This window comes from Streptomonospora litoralis (assembly GCF_004323735.1).
In the GTDB taxonomy this organism is placed as follows: Bacteria; Actinomycetota; Actinomycetes; order Streptosporangiales; family Streptosporangiaceae; genus Streptomonospora; species Streptomonospora litoralis.
Window position 1 is genome coordinate 2,001,398 of record NZ_CP036455.1, and the last position, 17,796, is coordinate 2,019,193.

A 17,796-nucleotide genomic window follows, 5' to 3' on the forward strand; every position below is an offset into this window, starting at 1 on the left:
TCAGGTCGGGGCGAGGCCCTGTCTGGTGCTCCTACACCGGGCAGGGCCGTTTGCTTACAACGCAACTCCTGAGCTGCTTGCTTTTTCACTTTGCCGATCCTGAACGCCCGTAGGAAGGCTTATCAGTCTGAGGAGCACTACCGAAAACGTCTGTGGATTCTTGTGAAGTTTCGCCACAGCGCGCGCTATGACGTGGTGTGATGGGCCCATGGATGTAGACAAGAGAACACTGCAGCGATTCGGTCGCGAAATTGCGCGCACGCGAAAGATGGCCGATGTTACCCAAGATGCCTTAGCGCGAGAGCTTGGGGTGAGTCCGTCCCATATATCCAACATCGAGCGCGGGTACCGCTCTCCGGTTGCGTCGTTCGTTCCGAAACTCGATGCAGCTTTGCAAGTCGATGGGCGTCTGGTGCGCTTATGGGGCGAATTGACTGGAAGCGGGCGCCCTGCCTGGTTAGCCGAAGTTGCTACGTTGATACGTGAGGCATCGGCCGTCATGGACTACCAGAACGCGGTCCTACCTGGACTACTGCAAACGGAGTCTTATGCTCGCGAACTGATCACAGCAGGAACGCCGTGGGCGTCTTCCGACGATGTGGCGGTTGCCGTGGACGAGCGCATGAGACGAGCGCAGGAGTTTGTCAACGCCGAAGAACCCCTTCTTTGGGTGGTGCTGGATCAGACGATCATCCAACGCAAGTTCGTGCCAGAAGCTGTTCGGCGTGAGCAGCTCGATCAGATCGTAAGACTCGTCGAGTCCGAGCGCATATCCGTCCAGGTCGTTGCAACGCACTACCTCGGGCATCCGGGGCTCACCGGTCCCTTCAAGGTCATCACACCTGGCTCTGGTGCTGATGTGGTATACGCCGAGAGCATCCACGAGGGGCAGGTCATAACCGCTGCGCAAGACGTAGCGCGGTACCGTCTGCTGTTTGGCAGGCTTCAAGCAGTGGCTCTGGGACCGGCCGAATCCCTTCTAATGATCCGGAGAGAGTTAGACGATGACTGAGTGGCGTAAGTCGAGTTACAGCGGTGCAACCAACGAGTGCGTAGAGGTCGGCACCACCTGGCGCAAATCCAGCTACAGCAACGCCTCAGGCGGCGAATGCGTCGAGGTCGCTGACTCCCCCGACACGGTCCTCCTCCGCGACACCCAGCACCGCTCCCACGGCCACGTGGGATTCCCCACTTTCGAATGGGCCGCCTTCCTCCAGCAGGTCAAGGACGGTCACATCTAGCACCCGGCTAGCACCCGGAACCCATCCCCGCCTCCGACCCCGCCCGGCCTCATCCCGCCGGCCTCCTCTTTCCCCGAGGAGGCCGGTATCCGGGGTCACACCGGCGTGTACTTCTCATGCGGAACGGCTCGCTCCCAGACCGTCTCGAACGCCGAGCGGACCAGGGAGACGATCTCCGGTTCGGTGCGCACCTCGCGGTCGACCACCTCTCCCACGCCGGAGAAGTACGTGAACGACACGGTGGCCTCGGCGCCGACCAGGCGGTCGCCGGTTCCCGGCCCTGTCGCGGCTTCAGCCGCTTCGCTGCGTGCCTCACCGGTTATCCGGCGGTACGCAGCCCCGTTCGCCGGTTAGTCGCAGTGCCGAGGAGGTGTCGCGTTATGACCAGCGATGCGCAGCGGTTCGACGAGGAGGAGTTGGACGTCCAGCGCTCCCTCTCGGCGCTGCGGTTGATGGCCGATGTCAGTACGGTGCTCGGCAGCAGCCTGGACAGTGAAGACGTACTGCGCCGGCTGGCCCGGCTGCTGGTGCCCGCGCTGGCCGACTGGTGTTCCGCGTGCCGGATCGACGGCGGGGTGCGCCGGGTGGCCGTGGTGCACCGGGATCCCGAAGTGGAGGCGCCGCCCGGCGCGGAGGGGCCGCTGCCCGAACCCGATCCGGTCTCGAAGAGCCCGGTGGAGCGGGTGATGATCGGGGAGGGTCCGCTCGTCGTCACCGACGAGCCCGAGCCCGACAGCGCGCTCTCCCGTGAGCACCGGGAGTTGACCGACGCGCTCGGCCGCCGCACGGAGATCCTCGTGCCGCTGCAGGCGCGGCGGCGGGTGCTGGGCGTGCTGAGCCTCATGCGCACCGCGCCGGAGCGCACCGTGAACGACGACGACTTGGTGCTCGTGGAGGATCTGGCCCACCGTGCCGCGCTGGCCCTGGACAACGCGCTGCTGTACGCCGCCCAGCGTGACGCCGCGCAGAACTTCCAGCGTGCGCTGCTGCCCGAGTTGCCCGAGCCCGACTCCCTGCACATGGCCGCCCGCTACGCCCCTGCCCACGAGGGCGCCGAGGTGGGCGGCGACTGGTACGACGCCTTCGTGCTGCCCGACGGGGTCACGGCGCTGGCCATCGGCGATGTCAGCGGCCACGACCTGGCGGCCGCGGTGCAGATGTCGCGGATGCAGAGCATGCTGCGCACGCTGGCCTGGGACCACCAGGAGCCGCCGAGCGCGATTCTGCGCCGCCTCGACGGGCTGCTGGAGTTCGTATCGGCGCAGACGGCCACCGCCGTGTTCGGGCGCATCGAAGGCGAGCGCGGCGGTCCCCACTACTTCCACTGGAGCAACGCCGGCCACTTCCCGCCGCTGCTGGTCACCGAGGACGGCCAAACGCGCTTCCTGGAGTCGGGGCACGACGTGCTGCTGGGTGTCGGGCGCGGCTGGGAGCGCATCGACACCCGGGAGGAGCTGCCGCCCGGGGCGAAGCTGCTCCTGTACACCGACGGCCTGGTGGAGCGCCGCGGCGAGGAGATCGACCGCGGCATGGTGCGCCTGCGCCGGGAGGCCGCACACTACGCCGGCGAATCCGTGGACGCCCTCTGCGACGGCCTGCTGGAGAACCTCCCCGAATCCGCCGAGGACGACGTCGTCCTGCTCGCCGTGCGCATCCCGTGACCGGACGCCGGGCCAAGCGCAGTCCGGAAGACGGCATCCCGCGGTACGCCTGCTAGCGTGACCGGCTATGCGGATCGGGACGGCGGTGGCCGGGGGGATGACGGCTCTCGCGGTCGCCGGGTGGATCGGGTCGGCGCACGTGCTCACCCCGGCGGACGAATTCCACCGGATCGAAGGACTGGCCTCCATCCAGCTCCTCTCCTTCGAGCGAGGGCGGCACGGCGGACAGCCCTACGCTTCCTGGGCGCTTTCGGTGATCAACACCTCCGACTCGACGCTGCACCTGTCGCCGCGGACCACCTGCCGGGTGGGCCTGTTCCTCCCGCGGACGACCGGCCACGTTCCGGCGGTCGACGAGGCCGACGGGGCGGAGCTGAGCCTCCCCGCGGGTCTGGCTACGTCGTTGCGCGGGACCTGCGTCATGCCCGAGGGCGAGGACCGGTTCTTCTACTCCGTCCAGCTGTCCGACGACGCCGACTCCCCGCTCGGCTCGACGTTCGTCTTCCACGGAGAGATGCAGGTCTGACGTCGGACGTATCACCCGGTCTACGCGGTAGCGAACCCTCTCCGCCGGTTAGCGGAGGTGCCGAGAATCATCGCCGCGGCCTGCGGGACACGCAGTCCAACAGGGGGAGATGAACATGACCGGCACAGTGGCCGTTACCGGGGTGACCGGCGAGCTCGGTAGCCGGATCGCGGCGCGGCTCGCCGAAGCCGACGTTCCGCAGTTGCTCGTCGGCCGCGATCCCGGGCGAATACCTCTGCTGCCCGGTGCGGAGGCCCGGGGGCCGGCCGCCTATGACGAGCGGGACGCCATGCGCGCGGCACTCGAAGGCGCGTCGACGCTGGTGCTGGTCTCCGGCCGCCCGCTGGGCAGGCGGCTGGAGGAGCACGCGACCGCGGTGGAGGCCGGGATCGAGGCCGGGGTGCGGCGCGTGCTCTACGTCTCGCTGCTGGGCGCCTCGGTGACCGCGACCTACCGCAACGCTCGCGACCACTGGTTGACGGAGCTGTTCCTCGCCGATCGGGGGATCCGGTACACCGTCTTCCGCCCCGCGTTCTACGCCCCCACCCCGGCCGCGCTCGCCGACGACCGGCTCCGCGTGCGCGGCCCCGGCGGGACCGGACGGACCGCCTTCGTCGCCCACGACGACATCGCCGACGTGATCGCGGCCGTCGCCGCGGCCGACGCCGACACGCGGCACGACGGGGCGGTGCTCGACGTCACCGGCCCCGAGTCGCTCACCCTGGAGGAGGCCGTATCGCAGATCGCCGCCGCCACCGGACGCCCGTACGGCTATGAGCCCGAGACCCTGGAAGAGGCCTTCGCGCGGCGCCTGCGCGACGGCGTCCGCGGCGTGCAGATCGAAAGCTGGCTCTCCTGGTACCAGGCCATCGCGCGCGGCGACCTCGACACGGTGACCGACGTGGTCCCGCGGATCACCGGCAAACCCGCCACCCCGGTCCGCGACATCGGCTGGTGGCCGGAGCCGAACGTCGCCCGGTGACCTCCGCGACCGGCGGCGTCAGCCCTTGCGCGCCGCCATCGCCTCGATGCCGGAGAGCAGCAGGTCGAGGCCGAAGGAGAAGTAGGTCTCCGTGTCGACGCCTTCGCTGAGCGGTGCCGCGGCGCCGATCAGCCGCGGATAGCGCTCGGGCGACAGCGACTCCAGGAAGAGCCGCGCGCGCCGCCGCGCGTCGGCGGCCCCGTCGGGCTCCTCCCCGGTGACCACTCCGGGCTGCCCGCTCACGAGGTTGGCGAGGCTGCTGAGGGCGTGGCGGGCGAGCTGGGTCGCCTCCGCCGGATCGAATCCGGCCTGCCCGAGCACGTCCAGAGCGGTCTCCGTCAGCCGCAGGCCGCTCTCGGAGGCGACGGTGCGGTTCGCGAGGAGGGGCGCCGCGGCGGGGTGGGTCCGCATCGCGCCGAGGACGGCCCGCAGCAGCGCCCGCAACTGCTCGTACCAGGCCGCGGAGGCGTCCACCGAGAGGTCGATCTCCTCGACGACCCGCGCGGCTACGGCCCCGAGCAGTTCGTCCTTACTGCTGAAGTGCCAGTACAAGGCCATGGGTGTCACGCCCAGCTCCTTGGCCAGCCGCCGGATCGTCACCGCCTGGAGCCCCGCCGAGTCGGCGAGCGACAGGGCCTCCTGGGCCACGGCCGCCGGCGTGAGGTGCGTTTTCGGGGGCGCGCCCCGGCGTTCTTCCGCTGCCATGCAAGCACTATACGACGTACAGGGAAATCATGTACGGTGTACATGTACGCCGTACATGAGAATGCGGGTAGAACGCGCCATGAGCCTGAAGAGCTGGTATTACCGCGGCGGGCGCCCCAACAGGGTGGCGCGCGCGCTGGACCGGTGGACCTCCGCGCTGTACGGGCTCGGGATCGCCCCCGACTACCTGGTCGCCGTCGAGACGACCGGCCGGCGCACCGGGCGGACCATCACCCTGCCGCTCGTCATGGCCCTCGTCGGAGAAGAGCGCTACCTGGTCGCCATGCTGGGAGAGGGCGCGAACTGGGTGGCCAACGTGCGGGCGGCGGATGGAAGGGTGACGCTGCGCCACGGGCGGCGCGAGCACGTGCTGCTGGAGGAGGTGCCCCCGGAGTCGCGCGGAGCGGTGCTCAAGGCCTACCTGCGCCGGGCGCCCAACGCGAGGGGGCACATCCCCGTCGGCGAGGACGCACCTGCCGCGGAGTTCGAACGCGTCGCCCACCGGTTCCCCGTGTTCCGGGTCGCGACGCCGGGATGAGCCGCGGCGCGCCCGCCGCCCCCGCGCCCCCGGCGGTCCGCCGGGAAACGTCACACCCCGATGCGAACGTGTCATCCGTGCCCGGCTTGGAGCGGTGGTCGGGGCGCACAGTCGGCCTGCCGGCGGGGGACGGAACCGTCGGCAGGCACGCCCCGCTCCAGGCGCGGGCGAGGCGGCCGCACTCCCGCCAGCCGCGTTACCAACCTCCCGGGGCATCACATCTAGCCGTGTTCGCCGTCCTCGGCGCTGCTTTTCCGTAAGATCACCCGTCGTCTTGGCAGGCCAACAAGGCCGCACAGCAGACCCGAGCCGCCGATCCGCCAGGAGCGCCACCGGCGGGCACCCGATCCGTTGGGCGCGGGCGCCACCCCTCGCCGACCACCGCGACCGGCGGGCACGCGGCCCGGTGGGCGCGGGCCCGGCCATCCGCCGTGCTCGCTGCCGTCTTCCCGTCGAGTTCGCCCGACACCCGGCAGACCAACAAGGCCGCCCAGCAGACCGGCGTTCTTAAACAGGACTTAGCCGACGTCCTTGGCGTCGCGGCGGACCACCGTCTTGCGGCCCTTGATGGTGGTGTTCTGCAGCGCGGAGATCACGTCGTCGGCGGCTTGCGAGGGCACCTCCACCAGGGAGAAGCGCTCGGCGATCTCGATCGCGCCGATGTCGCGGCCGCGCAGTTCCGACTCCCCGGTGATCGCGCCGACGAGGTCCTGCGGGCGCACCCGGGCGCCGCGGCCCGCGCCGATGAACAGGCGCGACATCCCGCCGGCGGGCGCGCGGCCGCCGCGCTGCTCGCGGCGTTCGCCCCGCTCGCCGCGGTCCCCGCGATCTCCGCGCTGGTCTCGCCGACCGCCGTCGCGCCGCCCGCGGCCCTTGTCCTTCTGCTCGGGCTTGATGCTGACCTCGGGGATCTCCACGTCGTCGTCGACCGGGTTCTGCGACTCGTGGGCCAGCTTGACCGCCGCCAGCGCCACCTCCATCACGTCGAACTCGTCGGCCAGCGACTCCACCACCACCCGCATGTGCTCGCGGTCGTCCTCGGCCTCCTCGTCCAGCAGGGTCTCGCGCAGCGCGGCGCTGGTCAGCTCCAGCCGCCGGGCGCGGGCGTCGGCGATCGTGGGGATCTTCTCCACGTTGATCGTGTAGTCGGTGGCGCGCCGGATGCTCTTCAGCATGCGGTGTTCGCGCGGCTCGACCAGGGTGATGGCGACCCCCTCGCGCCCGGCCCGGCCGACCCGGCCCACGCGGTGCACGTAGGAGTCCGGGGCCGAAGGCACGTTGTAGTTGAGCACGTGGGTCAGGTGCTCGACGTCGAGCCCGCGCGCGGCCACGTCGGTGGCGATCACCAGGTCCGTGGTGCCGCTGCGCAGCCGGCCCATGGTGCGGTCGCGCTGCTCCTGGCTCATCCCGCCGTGCAGCGCCTCGGCGCGGTGGCCGCGGCCGTTGAGCACCTCGGTGAGCTGGTCGACCTCCTCGCGGGTGCGGCAGAACACGATCGCTGCCGTGGGCGACTCCACGTCCAGGATGCGCCCGATCGCGGCGGGCTTGTGCGCGCGCGGCACCACGTAGGCGCTTTGGCGCACCAGCGGCGCCTCGCCGACTGCGCGGGTCTCGCGGGCGATCTGGATGCGCACCGGATCGGTCAGGTTGCCTCCGGCCATCCGCTCGATGCGCGGCGGCATGGTCGCCGAGAACAGCACGGTCTGGCAGTCCTGCGGGATCTCCTCCAGGATCGCCTCGATGTCCTCGGCGAAGCCCATGTCGAACATTTCGTCGGCCTCGTCCAGCACCGTCATCCGCAGCCCGCTCAGGCTCAGCGTGCCGCGGCCCAGGTGGTCCAGCGCGCGGCCGGGCGTCGCCACGACCACGTCGACGCCGCGCTCCAGGCCGCGGATCTGGCGGCCGATGGGCTGGCCGCCGTAGACCGGCAGGACCCGCACGCCCAGGTCGCGGCCGTAGCGGTGCACGGCCTCGCAGACCTGCACGGCCAGCTCCCGGGTGGGCACCAGCACCAGCGACATCGGCTCCAGACCTTCGCGGTCCTGCTCCATGCGCTCCAGGATCGGCAGCGCGAACGCCGCCGTCTTGCCGGTGCCGGTGGCGGCCTGGCCCAGCAGGTCGCGGCCCTCGACCAGCGGCGGAATGGCCTCGCGCTGAATGGGAGTGGGCTCCTCGTAGCCCAGCCGGGACAGCGCGTCGAGAAGCTCCCCCCGCAGCGGCAGGTCGGTGAAACCGGGGGCGGTTTCGGTGGCGTCGGTGGCCATGCGGGACTCCTCATGCGAAATGTTTCGGTGTGCTTGCCGAGCGGTCTCGGCGCGGTCGGGGCGAAGCTTCGGCGTGGCCGCCGATGCGGGCGGCGCGGGGCGCCGCCTGGAATGCTCCCATTCCCCGAGGGGAGCGCCGACCACGGGCGAGCCCCGGCGGACACGCTGAGCGCCCGCGGGTACCGCTGCCCTCGCGCCGCGACGCTACGCCTCGGCGGTCGGCGACATGACTCCGTCGGACCGGGCGGCGCCGCGGCAGAAGCGCAGAAACTCCTCGGCGCGGCGGTTCAGGCGCACGGCGCGCGGCCACGCCAGCAGTACCGCTTCGGCGTCCACCGGCTCGGCGATCTCCTTGACGGCGACCCGGAACCCCTCGTACGTGCGGTCGTTGGCCGGTCGCTGTACCAAGATGCTATACCCCAGCCCGCGCCCCACCAGCGCTCGGGCGACCTCGTAGGTTCCCGGGCGGTAGCTCACCCTCGGCACCATCCCGAACCGGTGGCACAGTCCCAGCGAGTGGTGCGAACTGGGCGGGGCGTCCAGCAGCACCATCGGCTCCTCGGCGACGTCGTGCAGCGACACGGCGGGGCGATCGGCCAGCGGGTGGTCGGCCGCAAGCAGGATGTGCGGGCGCACGGAGAACAGTTCGGCGCGCGCCATCTCCGGGAGCACGTCCATGTCGTAGATCACTGCCAGATCCAGTTCGCCGCTGAGCAGCCGGCGTTGCAGCACATCCTGGGTGTCCTCGGTGAAGTCCACGGTCAGTCCGGGGTGCAGCGCGGAGAAGCCCTGCAGCAGCGGCGGCAGCACCGTGGGGGCCATGGTGACGAAGCAGCCCACGGACAGCACCCCGGTCAGCGGTCCCTCGCCCGCACTGGCCTCGCCCTCCAGGTCCTCGGCCTGGCGCAGCAGCTGACGGGCGCGGCGCAGCACCTGGTTGCCCGTCGGGGTCAGGGTGATGCCGTGCGATTTGCGGCGCACGCACAGCTGCACCTTCAGCGCGCGTTCCAGGTCGTTGAGCGCCAGCGACACCGCCGGCTGGGAGATGTGCAGACGCTCGGCCGCCGCGCTGATGGTGCCGGTCTCGGCGATGGCGACGAAGTAGGAGAGCTGGCGCAGGGAGAACCGCGGAGCCTTCATAAGTTCCGTCAATGTCGCTCCCAAGTTTCCTATGCTTTATCAATGGCGTGAGTGGGATCACTCTAGGGGGGAGCGGTGATCCGCCACACACCGGCCGCCGCAGCGGCGCGGCACGGGCGCCGGGCGGGCGCCGCGGCACCAACCGACGCACCCGATGCCGACCCGCCCGCCGGCGGGCCGCCGACACCGACCACCGATTCCACTCACCGGAGGGGCCCGACCAGGGCGTGTTCTCCACCCGCCGGCCCGCCACGAGAAAAAGGAGGCAGCCGCCATGGCAGCCAAACCCTTCGCGTCCTCGGCCGACCTCGGCGAGAAGCGGCAGAGCCTGGAGGTCCTCGCCGACGGCGTCTACGCGCTGACCGCCGAAGGCGACCCCAACATCGGCGCGATCGAGGGCGAGGACTTCCTGGTCTGCTTCGAGGCGCTGGCCACCCCCACCGCCGCCCGCGAGTGGCTGGCCCGGCTGCGCGAGCACACCGACAAGCCCATCCGCTACCTGGTGCTGTCCCACTACCACGCGGTGCGGGTGCTGGGCGCCGACGCCTTCGACGCCGAGGTGATCATCGCCCACGAGAAGACCCGCGACCTCATCGCCGAACGCGGCGAGGCCGACTGGGCCAGCGAGTTCGGCCGCATGCCCCGCCTGGCCAAGGACCCCGACTCGGTGCCCGGCCTGACCTGGCCTACCCAGACCTTCTCCGACCGCGCCACGATCGAACTCGGCGGCGACCGCGGGCAGCTGGTGCTGCAGTACCTGGGCCGCGGCCACACCGAGGGCGACATCGTGGCCTGGCTGCCCGAGCAGCGCATCCTCTTCGCCGGAGACCTCGTCGAGGCCGAGGCCGCCCTCTACACCGGCGACGCCTTCCACCGCGACTGGGCCGGCGCCACCCTCGACGGTGTCGCCGCTCTGGGCGCCGAGGCGCTCGTCGGCGGACGCGGCCCCGTCACGCACGGCCGCGCCGCCGTCGACGCCGCCATCGCCCAGACCCGCGACTTCCTGCAGACGATGATCGCCGAGGTCGGCGCCGTCCACGAGCGCGGCGGCACCCTCAAGGAGGCCTTCGGCGCCGCCCACGCCGCGCTCGTGGACGGCTACGGCCACTGGCCCATCTTCGAGCACTGCCTGCCCTTCGACGTCTCGCGGCTGTGGGACGAACTGTCGGGCGTCGAGCGGCCCGTCATCTGGACCGCCGAGCGCGACCGCGAGGTCTGGGACCGGCTGCAGGGCTGAGCGCACCGCGATCGAAGGGAGGCGACATGCCCGAAGCCGACATTCCGCCCCCCGCCGTGCCCGGCGACCCCGGCGGACGATCGGGCGGGACCGCGGAGCCGGTGCTGGTGCTGGGTGCGGGCCCGGTCGGCCAGACCGCGGCGCTGCTGCTGGCGCACCGGGGTCTGCCGGTGACCGTCGTCGACGCCCGGCCGGGGCGCGAGGCGATCGGGTCCAAAGCCATCTGCCAGCACCGCGACGTGCTCGACGTGTGGGCCGGCCTCGGCGCCGGCGCCGTCGCCGAGGAGGGGCTGACCTGGGACACCGCCCGCACCTTCTACCGCGACCGGGAGCTGTTCAGCGTCCGGTTGCGCGATCGCGGCGCCTCACCGCTGCCGCCGTTCGTCAACCTGTCGCAGTCGCGCACCGAGCAGATCCTCGACGAGCGCATGGCCGCCGCCGGGCTGGGCGTTCGGTGGAACCACGAGGTCACCGCCATCGACCAGGACGCCTCCGGTGTGCGGGTGCGCTGCGCCACCCCGGGCGGCCCGGTCGAGCTGCGCGGCTCCTACGCGCTGGCCTGCCTGGGCCCGCGCGGGCACGTGGCGCGCGAGGCCGTCGGAGCCGACTTCGCCGGTACCAGTTTCGCCGACCGGTTCCTCATCTGCGACATCCGCGCCGATCTGCCCGGCTGGGAGCGCGAGCGGCGCTTCTATTTCGACCCCGAGTGGAATCCGGGCCGCCAGATCCTCATCCACCCCTGCCCGGGGTCGGTCTACCGCATCGACTGGCAGGTGCCGCCCGACTTCGACCTGGAGCGCGAGGAGGCCGACGGCGGCCTGGACCGGCGCATCCGCCGGATCATCGGCGAGGTCCCCTACGAGATCGTGTGGCACTCGGTCTACCGCTTCCACACCCGCGTCGCCGACCGGATGGGCCGCGGGCGGGTGCTGCTGGCAGGCGACTGCGCCCATCTGGTGGCGCCCTTCGGCGCGCGCGGGCTCAACTCCGGCGTGCACGACGCCGAGAACGCCGCCTGGAAACTGGCGTTCGCCGCCAAGGGCTGGGCCGGGCCGGAGCTGGTCGAGACCTACTCCACCGAGCGGCTGGCCGCCGCCCGGGACAACGCCGAGATCACCGGCGCCACCATGCGCTTCCTCGTCCCCCACACCGAAAGCGAACGGGCCCACCGCACGGGAGTGCTGCAGCGGGCCCTCACCGACCCCGCCGCGGCGGCCCGCGTCGACTCCGGCCGACTGTTCGAGGCGTTCCACTACACGGCGTCGACGCTGACCACCCCCTGCGCCGAGCGTCCCTTCCCCGGCCGCCCGCCGCGCGGCGAGGCGCCTGTGCCCTGCCCCGGTGTCCTGGTACCCGACGTCTGCGTCACGGTGGCGGGCCGCCCCGACGCCACCCGCCTGCGCCCGCTGGCGCGCGAAGGCGTCACCCTCATCGCCACCAGCCCCGAGGGCGCCGCGACGGCCCGCGCCGCCGCGGTCCGGGCCACCGCGGCCCCCGTTACCGCGCTCGTGCTGGAGCGCTGCGACTCCACCGGTGCGCTGGCCGCCGCACTGGAGGCCCGCCCCGGCGAGGTCTGGCTGCTGCGCCCCGATGCGCACATCGCCGCCGTCCTCTCCGAGGCGGACCCGGAGGCGATCACCGCGGCCGTCGACACCTGCCTGGGCGGCTCGGCATCGGCCGCCGGGCCCATCCCGCGAACAGGACCGCAACCAGGAGAGGAGCCGGACGGTGGCGTACTACCGACAGGTGGGTGAGGTGCCGCCGACGCGGCACACCCAGCACCGCACGCCCGAGGGCGGCCTGTACTACGAGGAGCTGATGGGCGAGGAGGGATTCTCCTCCGACTCCTCGCTGCTGTACCACCGCAACATCCCTTCGGCGATCGTCGACGCCCGCCCCTGGCAGGTGCCCGACCAGGCCCGCACGCCCAACGCGCCGCTCGTACCGCGCCACCTGAAGCTGCACGGGCTGTTCGGCGAGGAGTGGAAGTCCGCCGACCCCGTGACCGGGCGCCGCCTGGTGCTGGGCAACGACGACGTGCGCATCGGCTACGTCGCCGCCGGGCAGCCCTCCGAGCTGTACCGCAACGCCATCGGCGACGAGTGCGTGTACGTGGAGTCGGGCCGGGCGACGGTCGAGACGGTGTTCGGCGCCCTGGAGGTGGGCGAGGGCGACTACGTCATCCTGCCGCGCGCCACCACCCACCGCTGGATACCCGAGGGCGGCGAGCCCCTGCGCGCCTACGCCATCGAGGCCAACAGCCACATCGCCCCGCCGAAGCGCTACCTCTCGCGCTACGGGCAGTTCCTGGAGCACGCGCCCTACTGCGAGCGCGACCTGCGCGGGCCCGGCGATCCGCTGCTGGCCGAGGGCACAGACGTCGACGTGCTGATCAAGCACCGCGGCAGCGGACCCGGCGGCGTCGCCGGCACCCGCTACACCTACCCCGCCCACCCCTTCGACGTGGTCGGCTGGGACGGCTGCCTCTACCCCTACGTGTTCAACGTGGCCGACTACCAGCCCATCACCGGCCGCGTGCACCAGCCGCCGCCCGTCCACCAGGTCTTCGAAGCGCACAACTTCGTGGTGTGCAACTTCGTGCCCCGCAAGGTCGACTACCACCCGCTGTCGATCCCGGTGCCCTACTACCACTCCAACGTCGACTCCGACGAGGTGATGTTCTACTGCGGCGGCGACTACGAGGCGCGCAAGGGCTCGGGCATCGGGCAGGGCTCGGTGTCGCTGCACCCGGGCGGCCACTCCCACGGGCCCCAGCCCGGCGCCTACGAGGCCAGCGTGGGCGCGGAGTCCTTCGACGAGCTGGCGGTCATGGTCGACACGTTCCGCCCGTTGGAGCTGGGCGAGGGCGGCCAGGCCGCCGAGGACCCCGGCTACGCCTGGACGTGGGCCGGCGGACGGAGGCCGCAGTGAGCACGGGCCCGCTCGCCGGAGGCCAACCGGCGCCCCAGGCCGGGGCGGGCGCGGCGCCGGCCGGCGCCCCGGTGCTCTACGCCGCGCTGCTGGACGACGCGGCCCTGTTCCCGCCGGGCGATGCGCCGATGGCCGAGGCGGTAGCGGCGCACCGCCGCTACCGGCTGGGCGCCCAGGCGCCGCTGACCGGGCCGTTCGTGGTCCCCGCCGATCGCCTGGCCGAGCTGGCCGAGCTGGCCGAGGAGGCCGGCGCGGACGCCGCGGCACCGCTGCGGGTGTGCGTGACGGTGCCCGAGGGGCCCGGCGGCGTGGGGCGCGCGCTGCAGCAGGCGGCGAGCATGCCCGCCCTCGAACCCGTCGCGGCCGAGGTCGCCGCGGGTGCCCCCGACGACGACCGCCAAGCCGCAGCGGACACGGCGCGCGCCGCCGCGGCGCTGGACGCGCACCTGCCCGCGGGAGCCGCCGGGTGCGTCGAACTGCCCCGCGGCGCGGACCCGCGGCGGGTGCTGGACGCCCTCGCCGGCTCGGGCCACCGGGCCAAACTGCGCACCGGCGGCGTGCGCGCCCCCGACTTCCCCGGCGAGTCCGAGCTGGCGGACGCGCTGTGCGCCGCGGTCGAGCGCGGCCGGGCCCTGAAATGCACCGCAGGGCTGCACAACGCCGTGCGGCACACCGCCGCCGGCACCGGCTTCGAGCACCACGGGTTCGTCAACGTGCTGCTGGCGGTGCACGCCGCCGTGCAGGGCGCGGGCGCGGCCGAGGTCGCGGGCGTGCTGGCGCTGCGCGACGGCGCGCGGGCGGCGGCGCATGCCGCCGCGCTCGGCGCCGCCGACGCCCGCGCCGTGCGCGCGCTGTTCACGTCGATCGGCACGTGCAGTGTCCTGGAGCCCCTGGGCGACCTGGTCGGGCTGGGGCTGCTGTCGCCCGCCGTACTGGAGTGAGGCGGCGCGCGCGGGGGCGGCCGGTCAGCGCACGGCGCTTCGCCCCTCGCGGTTGGCGGCCGCCATCCGAAACATACGTCCGGTGCTGACCGGAAACCCACCGACGAGAGGATTCCCGCCGTGCCCGCGCCCACGACCTGGCTCGACGTCGCCGCCGACGACCCCTTCGGCCCCGCCACCCTGCCCTACGGCGTGTTCAGTAGCTCCGACGGCCGCCCGCCGCGGGTCGGCGTCGCGATCGGTGCGTGGGTGCTGGACCTGGGCGCCGCGGCGCGCGAGCTGGACGCGCCCTTCGCCGACGCCGTCGACGCGCCCGCGCTCAACCCGCTGCTGGCGGCCGGCCCCGCGACCTGGCGCGAGGTGCGCGAGACGCTGACCGCATGGCTGGCCGACCCCGCCTACGAGGGAGCGCTGCGGCCGCACCTGGCCGATCGCGCCCGGGTGCGGCTGCACCTGCCCTTCGCGGTGGGCGACTACGTCGACTTCTACTCCTCCGAGCACCACGCGACCAACCTCGGCCGGATCCTGCGCCCGAACCAGGAGCCGCTGACGCCGAACTGGAAGCACCTGCCGATCGGCTACCACGGCCGCTCCGGCACGGTGGTGGTCTCGGGAACCGAGATCGTGCGGCCGATGGGCCAGCGCAAACCGCCCTCCGCCGCCGAACCGGACTTCGGTCCGTCGGCGCGGCTGGACATCGAGGCCGAGGTGGGCTTCGTGGTGGGCTCCCCGGCGCCCTTGGGCACCCCGGTGCCGGTGGCCGACTTCGCCGAGCACGTCTTCGGGGTGTTCCTGGTCAACGACTGGTCCGCCCGCGACCTGCAGGCCTGGGAGACCGTGCCGCTGGGGCCGTTCCTGGGAAAGTCGTTCGCCACGTCGGTGTCGCCGTGGGTCGTGCCGCTGTCGGCGCTGGAGGCGGCCCGGGTCGAACCGCCGGCGCGCGGCCCCGAACCGCTGCCCTACCTGCGCGACGCCGACGGGCAGCCGTGGGGACTGGACCTGCGCCTGGAGGTGCGGCTCAACGGCCACACCGTGGCGCGCCCGCCGTTCGCGGCGATGTACTGGACCCCGGCGCAGCAGTTGGCGCACCTGACCGTCAACGGCGCCTCGCTGCGCACCGGCGACATCTACGCCTCGGGCACGGTCAGCGGGCCGGGCGCCGGTGAGCAGGGTTCGCTGATCGAGCTGTCCTGGAACGGCGCCGAGCCGCTGGAGCTGCCCGACGGCAGCACGCGCACCTTCCTGCGGGACGGCGACACCGTGTCCATCACGGCGAGCGCACCCGGAGCGGGCGGGGCGACGATCGGGTTCGGCGAGGTCGCCGGGCGGGTGCTGCCTGCCGAAGGCTGAGCGGGGGCCGCACCGACCGCACACAGACGGCCGCGGGCCGGGGCGCCGCGTCGGCGCCCCGGCCCACGGGACGGCTCTGCGAACCGGGCCGGTCCGCAGAGCCGTCGGCGTCGGACCGGCGTCAGCCGAGGTCGTAGACGCGCACGTAGTCGATCTTCATCTGCTGGGGGAACTGCGTGCCGGCGTCGGGGGCGCCCGGCCAGGAGCCGCCGACCGCGACGTTCAGGATCATGAAGAAGGGGTGCCGGTAGACCCACTCGTTGCCGCGCGTGTCGGCGGGCGTGAAGGTCTGGTAGGCGTTGCCGTCGACGAACCAGGTGACGCTGTTCGGGCCCCACTCGACCGCGAAGGTGTGGAAGGTGTCGGCGAACGCCCAGCCCTGCGGGTGGTAGTAGGAGCCGGTGATGGGGTTGCCGCCGGAGTAGCCGGGGCCGTGCAGCGAGCCGTGCACGTCGGCGGGCTTGCTGCCGATGTTCTCCATGATGTCGATCTCGCCGCTGTTGGGCCAGCCCACCTGGCCGAGGTCGTTGCCCAGCATCCAGAAGGCCGGCCAGATGCCCTGGCCGATGGGGATCTGGATGCGCGCCTCGAACCGGCCGTACTGGTGCTCGAACTTGCCCGCCGTGTTCATCCGGCCCGACGTGTACTGGCAGTACCCGTAGTGGCACTGGTAGTTGCCCGGGTTGCCCTTGCGGGCGGTGATGACCATGTTGCCGTTGCCGTCGTGGGCGAGGTTGTCGCGGCGGTTGGTGTAGTACTGCAGTTCGCCGTTGCCGCCGCCGTCGCCGTTGACCTCGACGTTCCACTTCGAGGCGTCGGGCGCGGTGCCCGCGGGCCGGTTGAACTCGTCGCGCCAGACCAGCGCGGCGGCCTTGGTGGAGTTCTCTCCGGCGGCCGCGGTCCGGGCCGTGGCGGTTCCGGCGCCGTCCATCGTGTTGACGGCGACCAGGCCGGCCGCGGCGGTCGCCGCGGCGCAGGCGACGGCGGCCGCGGTCAGGATGCGGCCGCGGCGCCGGTTCGTGCGGGGTTTCTCGGTACTCATCTCTCAGACCGATCCAGGACGCCTGACCGGCCCGCGCGCGGCCGTTCGCGGCCGCAGCGGGGTGACACGGGCCGGTGCGCCCTTGTCGACAGGGGGCGGAAGCGGCCCGCGCCGCGATAGGGGAGTCGGTCCGCCAGTCGGGAAGGCGAACCGGCGCGGCGCGGGCCTGACGCGCACGTCACGGATATGTGCGCTATTGTCACCCTTTGTAGTTGGCAACGAACTTTACTAAAGGCGGGTAAAGCGTCGCAAGGGGTGATCGCCCGAAGTTTCCGGGACGGCCGTCGCCGTGCCACTCGCGCGTCGATTCCGTAACCAGATGCCCCAGGTCAACGCCGAAAAGGTATCAGTGAGGGTGTCTCAGCTCTCGTTTCGCGGTCGCTGTCCAGGGCGCAGGAGCACAAGCCGTTTCGATAACGGAGCACCGGATGGAACGCTCAGGCCGCGGGTTGCGCCGCGCGTCGGCGCGCAGCGGGCGCTCGTCCGGCGCTCCCGGCGCGGTTTCGCTGCGGGTGCCGGAGTCACTTTTCCGCAGGCCGGCGTGGCATCCGCCTGAGCCCCGCGGCCCCCGCTTCGCGCCAGCAGTGCCCGCAGCGCCCGCCGCGGCGCGCCGCAACCCGCCGGCCTCGGTGTGCATACCCGGCGGCGCCTGCGGCAGTGGGTATGCGGGAGCGCACGGTCGGCGGCCCGCTCGCCGAACCCGTCGGCGACGCGCCGCTGCGGCCGTGCGGTGCGACGACGCGAAGGGAGATCCTGCGCGATGACCAAGGTGCGAGAGATCATGACCCCCGGCCCGCGGACCGTGGGAAGCGACGAGCCGCTGCAGAAGGCCGCGGAGGTCATGGCCCAAGAGCGGGTCGGCGGCCTGCCGATCTGCGGGCCCGACGGCAAGATCAAGGGCATGATCACCGACCGCGACATCGTGGTTCGCGGACTCGCCTCCGGCAAGGCGCTCGCCGAGCCCGCGGGGCAGCTGAACCAGGGCGAGGCGGTGACCGTGGGAGCCGACGACGACATCGACGAGCTCCTGGCCACCATGACCCGGCACGGCGTCAAGCGGCTCCCGGTGGTCGACGGAGCCGACCTGGTCGGCGTCGTGACGATGGGCGACGTCGCCCAGGCGATGCCCAATCCGACCTCCGGCGAACTCGTCGAGGCCCTCGGCGTGGAGTAGGCGACGCATCGCATCCCGGCGGCGGGTCGACCGGCGCCCCGGCCGACCCGCCCCGCGTGCGCAC

Annotated in this window: 17 protein-coding genes; 12 read left to right on the plus strand and 5 right to left on the minus strand. The window is 72.5% G+C overall.

Annotated features, from left to right (window positions below; genetic code table 11):
* The first annotated feature begins 208 nt into the window (after positions 1-208).
* A complete protein-coding gene (locus EKD16_RS08650; RefSeq protein WP_165498531.1) occupies positions 209-1,012 on the plus strand; it encodes a helix-turn-helix domain-containing protein in 804 nt (267 codons plus the stop codon).
* Positions 1,005-1,241 carry a DUF397 domain-containing protein gene (locus EKD16_RS08655; RefSeq protein WP_131097917.1) on the plus strand — a complete coding sequence of 79 codons (237 nt, stop codon included), beginning with the start codon at positions 1,005-1,007 and terminating at the stop codon, positions 1,239-1,241. The genes EKD16_RS08650 and EKD16_RS08655 overlap by 8 nt, the downstream gene beginning before the upstream one ends.
* 95 nt (positions 1,242-1,336) lie before the next feature.
* Here the strand turns inward: EKD16_RS08655 and EKD16_RS26455 are convergent, their stop codons facing one another.
* Entirely contained in the window at positions 1,337-1,564 is a 228-nt protein-coding gene (locus EKD16_RS26455) for a DUF6879 family protein (RefSeq protein ID WP_341351888.1), read from the minus strand.
* Positions 1,565-1,621: 57 nt separating this feature from the next.
* Between EKD16_RS26455 and EKD16_RS08660 the strand changes: the two genes are divergently transcribed.
* From EKD16_RS08660 to EKD16_RS08670, 3 genes are all read left to right on the plus strand, one after another.
* Positions 1,622-2,902 (plus strand): PP2C family protein-serine/threonine phosphatase, encoded by a 1,281-nt coding sequence (locus tag EKD16_RS08660; RefSeq protein WP_131097918.1) that lies wholly within the window; start codon positions 1,622-1,624, stop codon positions 2,900-2,902.
* Positions 2,903-2,969: 67 nt separating this feature from the next.
* Positions 2,970-3,428 (plus strand): hypothetical protein, encoded by a 459-nt coding sequence (locus tag EKD16_RS08665; RefSeq protein WP_131097919.1) that lies wholly within the window; start codon positions 2,970-2,972, stop codon positions 3,426-3,428.
* Between the two features lie 115 nt (positions 3,429-3,543).
* Positions 3,544-4,410 (plus strand): NAD(P)H-binding protein, encoded by an 867-nt coding sequence (locus EKD16_RS08670; RefSeq protein WP_207391472.1) that lies wholly within the window; start codon positions 3,544-3,546, stop codon positions 4,408-4,410.
* A gap of 18 nt (positions 4,411-4,428) precedes the next feature.
* On the opposite strand, the gene EKD16_RS08675 is transcribed toward EKD16_RS08670, so the two are convergent.
* Entirely contained in the window at positions 4,429-5,115 is a 687-nt protein-coding gene (locus EKD16_RS08675; protein WP_131097921.1) for a TetR/AcrR family transcriptional regulator, read from the minus strand.
* A 55-nt stretch (positions 5,116-5,170) separates the two neighbouring features.
* Between EKD16_RS08675 and EKD16_RS08680 the strand changes: the two genes are divergently transcribed.
* Entirely contained in the window at positions 5,171-5,653 is a 483-nt protein-coding gene (locus EKD16_RS08680) for a nitroreductase/quinone reductase family protein (RefSeq protein WP_207391473.1), read from the plus strand.
* Between the two features lie 518 nt (positions 5,654-6,171).
* Here EKD16_RS08680 and EKD16_RS08685 read toward each other — a convergent pair.
* Both EKD16_RS08685 and EKD16_RS08690 read right to left on the minus strand, forming a co-directional pair.
* Positions 6,172-7,917 carry a DEAD/DEAH box helicase gene (locus EKD16_RS08685; RefSeq protein ID WP_131097922.1) on the minus strand — a complete coding sequence of 582 codons (1,746 nt, stop codon included), beginning with the start codon at positions 7,915-7,917 and terminating at the stop codon, positions 6,172-6,174.
* A 204-nt stretch (positions 7,918-8,121) separates the two neighbouring features.
* On the minus strand, positions 8,122-9,069 hold the full coding sequence (locus EKD16_RS08690; protein ID WP_242677299.1) for a LysR family transcriptional regulator: 948 nt from the start codon (positions 9,067-9,069) through the stop codon (positions 8,122-8,124).
* A 262-nt stretch (positions 9,070-9,331) separates the two neighbouring features.
* Between EKD16_RS08690 and EKD16_RS08695 the strand changes: the two genes are divergently transcribed.
* The 5 genes from EKD16_RS08695 to fahA all read left to right on the plus strand — a co-directional run bounded on the left by EKD16_RS08695 (position 9,332) and on the right by fahA (position 15,516).
* The gene (locus tag EKD16_RS08695) at positions 9,332-10,294 is read left to right on the plus strand and encodes an MBL fold metallo-hydrolase (RefSeq protein ID WP_131097923.1); all 963 of its coding nucleotides are present in this window, start codon (positions 9,332-9,334) and stop codon (positions 10,292-10,294) included.
* A gap of 26 nt (positions 10,295-10,320) precedes the next feature.
* Positions 10,321-12,048 carry an FAD-dependent monooxygenase gene (locus EKD16_RS08700; RefSeq protein ID WP_131097924.1) on the plus strand — a complete coding sequence of 576 codons (1,728 nt, stop codon included), beginning with the start codon at positions 10,321-10,323 and terminating at the stop codon, positions 12,046-12,048.
* On the plus strand, positions 12,023-13,225 hold the full coding sequence (locus tag EKD16_RS08705; protein ID WP_131097925.1) for a homogentisate 1,2-dioxygenase: 1,203 nt from the start codon (positions 12,023-12,025) through the stop codon (positions 13,223-13,225). The genes EKD16_RS08700 and EKD16_RS08705 overlap by 26 nt, the downstream gene beginning before the upstream one ends.
* A gap of 71 nt (positions 13,226-13,296) precedes the next feature.
* The gene (locus EKD16_RS08710; protein WP_131102242.1) at positions 13,297-14,166 is read left to right on the plus strand and encodes a hypothetical protein; all 870 of its coding nucleotides are present in this window, start codon (positions 13,297-13,299) and stop codon (positions 14,164-14,166) included.
* Positions 14,167-14,286: 120 nt separating this feature from the next.
* Positions 14,287-15,516 (plus strand): fumarylacetoacetase, encoded by a 1,230-nt coding sequence (fahA, locus tag EKD16_RS08715; RefSeq protein WP_131097926.1) that lies wholly within the window; start codon positions 14,287-14,289, stop codon positions 15,514-15,516.
* Positions 15,517-15,637: 121 nt separating this feature from the next.
* Here the strand turns inward: fahA and EKD16_RS08720 are convergent, their stop codons facing one another.
* A complete protein-coding gene (locus EKD16_RS08720; protein WP_131097927.1) occupies positions 15,638-16,558 on the minus strand; it encodes a glycoside hydrolase family 16 protein in 921 nt (306 codons plus the stop codon).
* A 760-nt stretch (positions 16,559-17,318) separates the two neighbouring features.
* Between EKD16_RS08720 and EKD16_RS08725 the strand changes: the two genes are divergently transcribed.
* Positions 17,319-17,732, plus strand: a complete 414-nt coding sequence (locus EKD16_RS08725; protein WP_165498532.1) for a CBS domain-containing protein — start codon at positions 17,319-17,321, stop codon at positions 17,730-17,732.
* Positions 17,733-17,796: the final 64 nt, after the last annotated feature.

Coding starts and splice junctions, on each gene's coding strand:
- EKD16_RS08670 (WP_207391472.1), top strand. CDS start 3,544: ATGACCGGCACAGTGGCCGTTACCGGGGTGACCGGCGAGCTCGGTAGC.
- EKD16_RS08695 (WP_131097923.1), top strand. CDS start 9,332: ATGGCAGCCAAACCCTTCGCGTCCTCGGCCGACCTCGGCGAGAAGCGG.
- EKD16_RS08675 (WP_131097921.1), bottom strand. CDS start 5,115: ATGGCAGCGGAAGAACGCCGGGGCGCGCCCCCGAAAACGCACCTCACG.
- EKD16_RS08725 (WP_165498532.1), top strand. CDS start 17,319: ATGACCAAGGTGCGAGAGATCATGACCCCCGGCCCGCGGACCGTGGGA.
- EKD16_RS08660 (WP_131097918.1), top strand. CDS start 1,622: ATGACCAGCGATGCGCAGCGGTTCGACGAGGAGGAGTTGGACGTCCAG.
- EKD16_RS08720 (WP_131097927.1), bottom strand. CDS start 16,558: ATGAGTACCGAGAAACCCCGCACGAACCGGCGCCGCGGCCGCATCCTG.
- EKD16_RS08650 (WP_165498531.1), top strand. CDS start 209: ATGGATGTAGACAAGAGAACACTGCAGCGATTCGGTCGCGAAATTGCG.
- EKD16_RS08685 (WP_131097922.1), bottom strand. CDS start 7,917: ATGGCCACCGACGCCACCGAAACCGCCCCCGGTTTCACCGACCTGCCG.
- EKD16_RS08680 (WP_207391473.1), top strand. CDS start 5,171: ATGAGAATGCGGGTAGAACGCGCCATGAGCCTGAAGAGCTGGTATTAC.
- EKD16_RS08655 (WP_131097917.1), top strand. CDS start 1,005: ATGACTGAGTGGCGTAAGTCGAGTTACAGCGGTGCAACCAACGAGTGC.
- EKD16_RS08700 (WP_131097924.1), top strand. CDS start 10,321: ATGCCCGAAGCCGACATTCCGCCCCCCGCCGTGCCCGGCGACCCCGGC.
- EKD16_RS08665 (WP_131097919.1), top strand. CDS start 2,970: ATGCGGATCGGGACGGCGGTGGCCGGGGGGATGACGGCTCTCGCGGTC.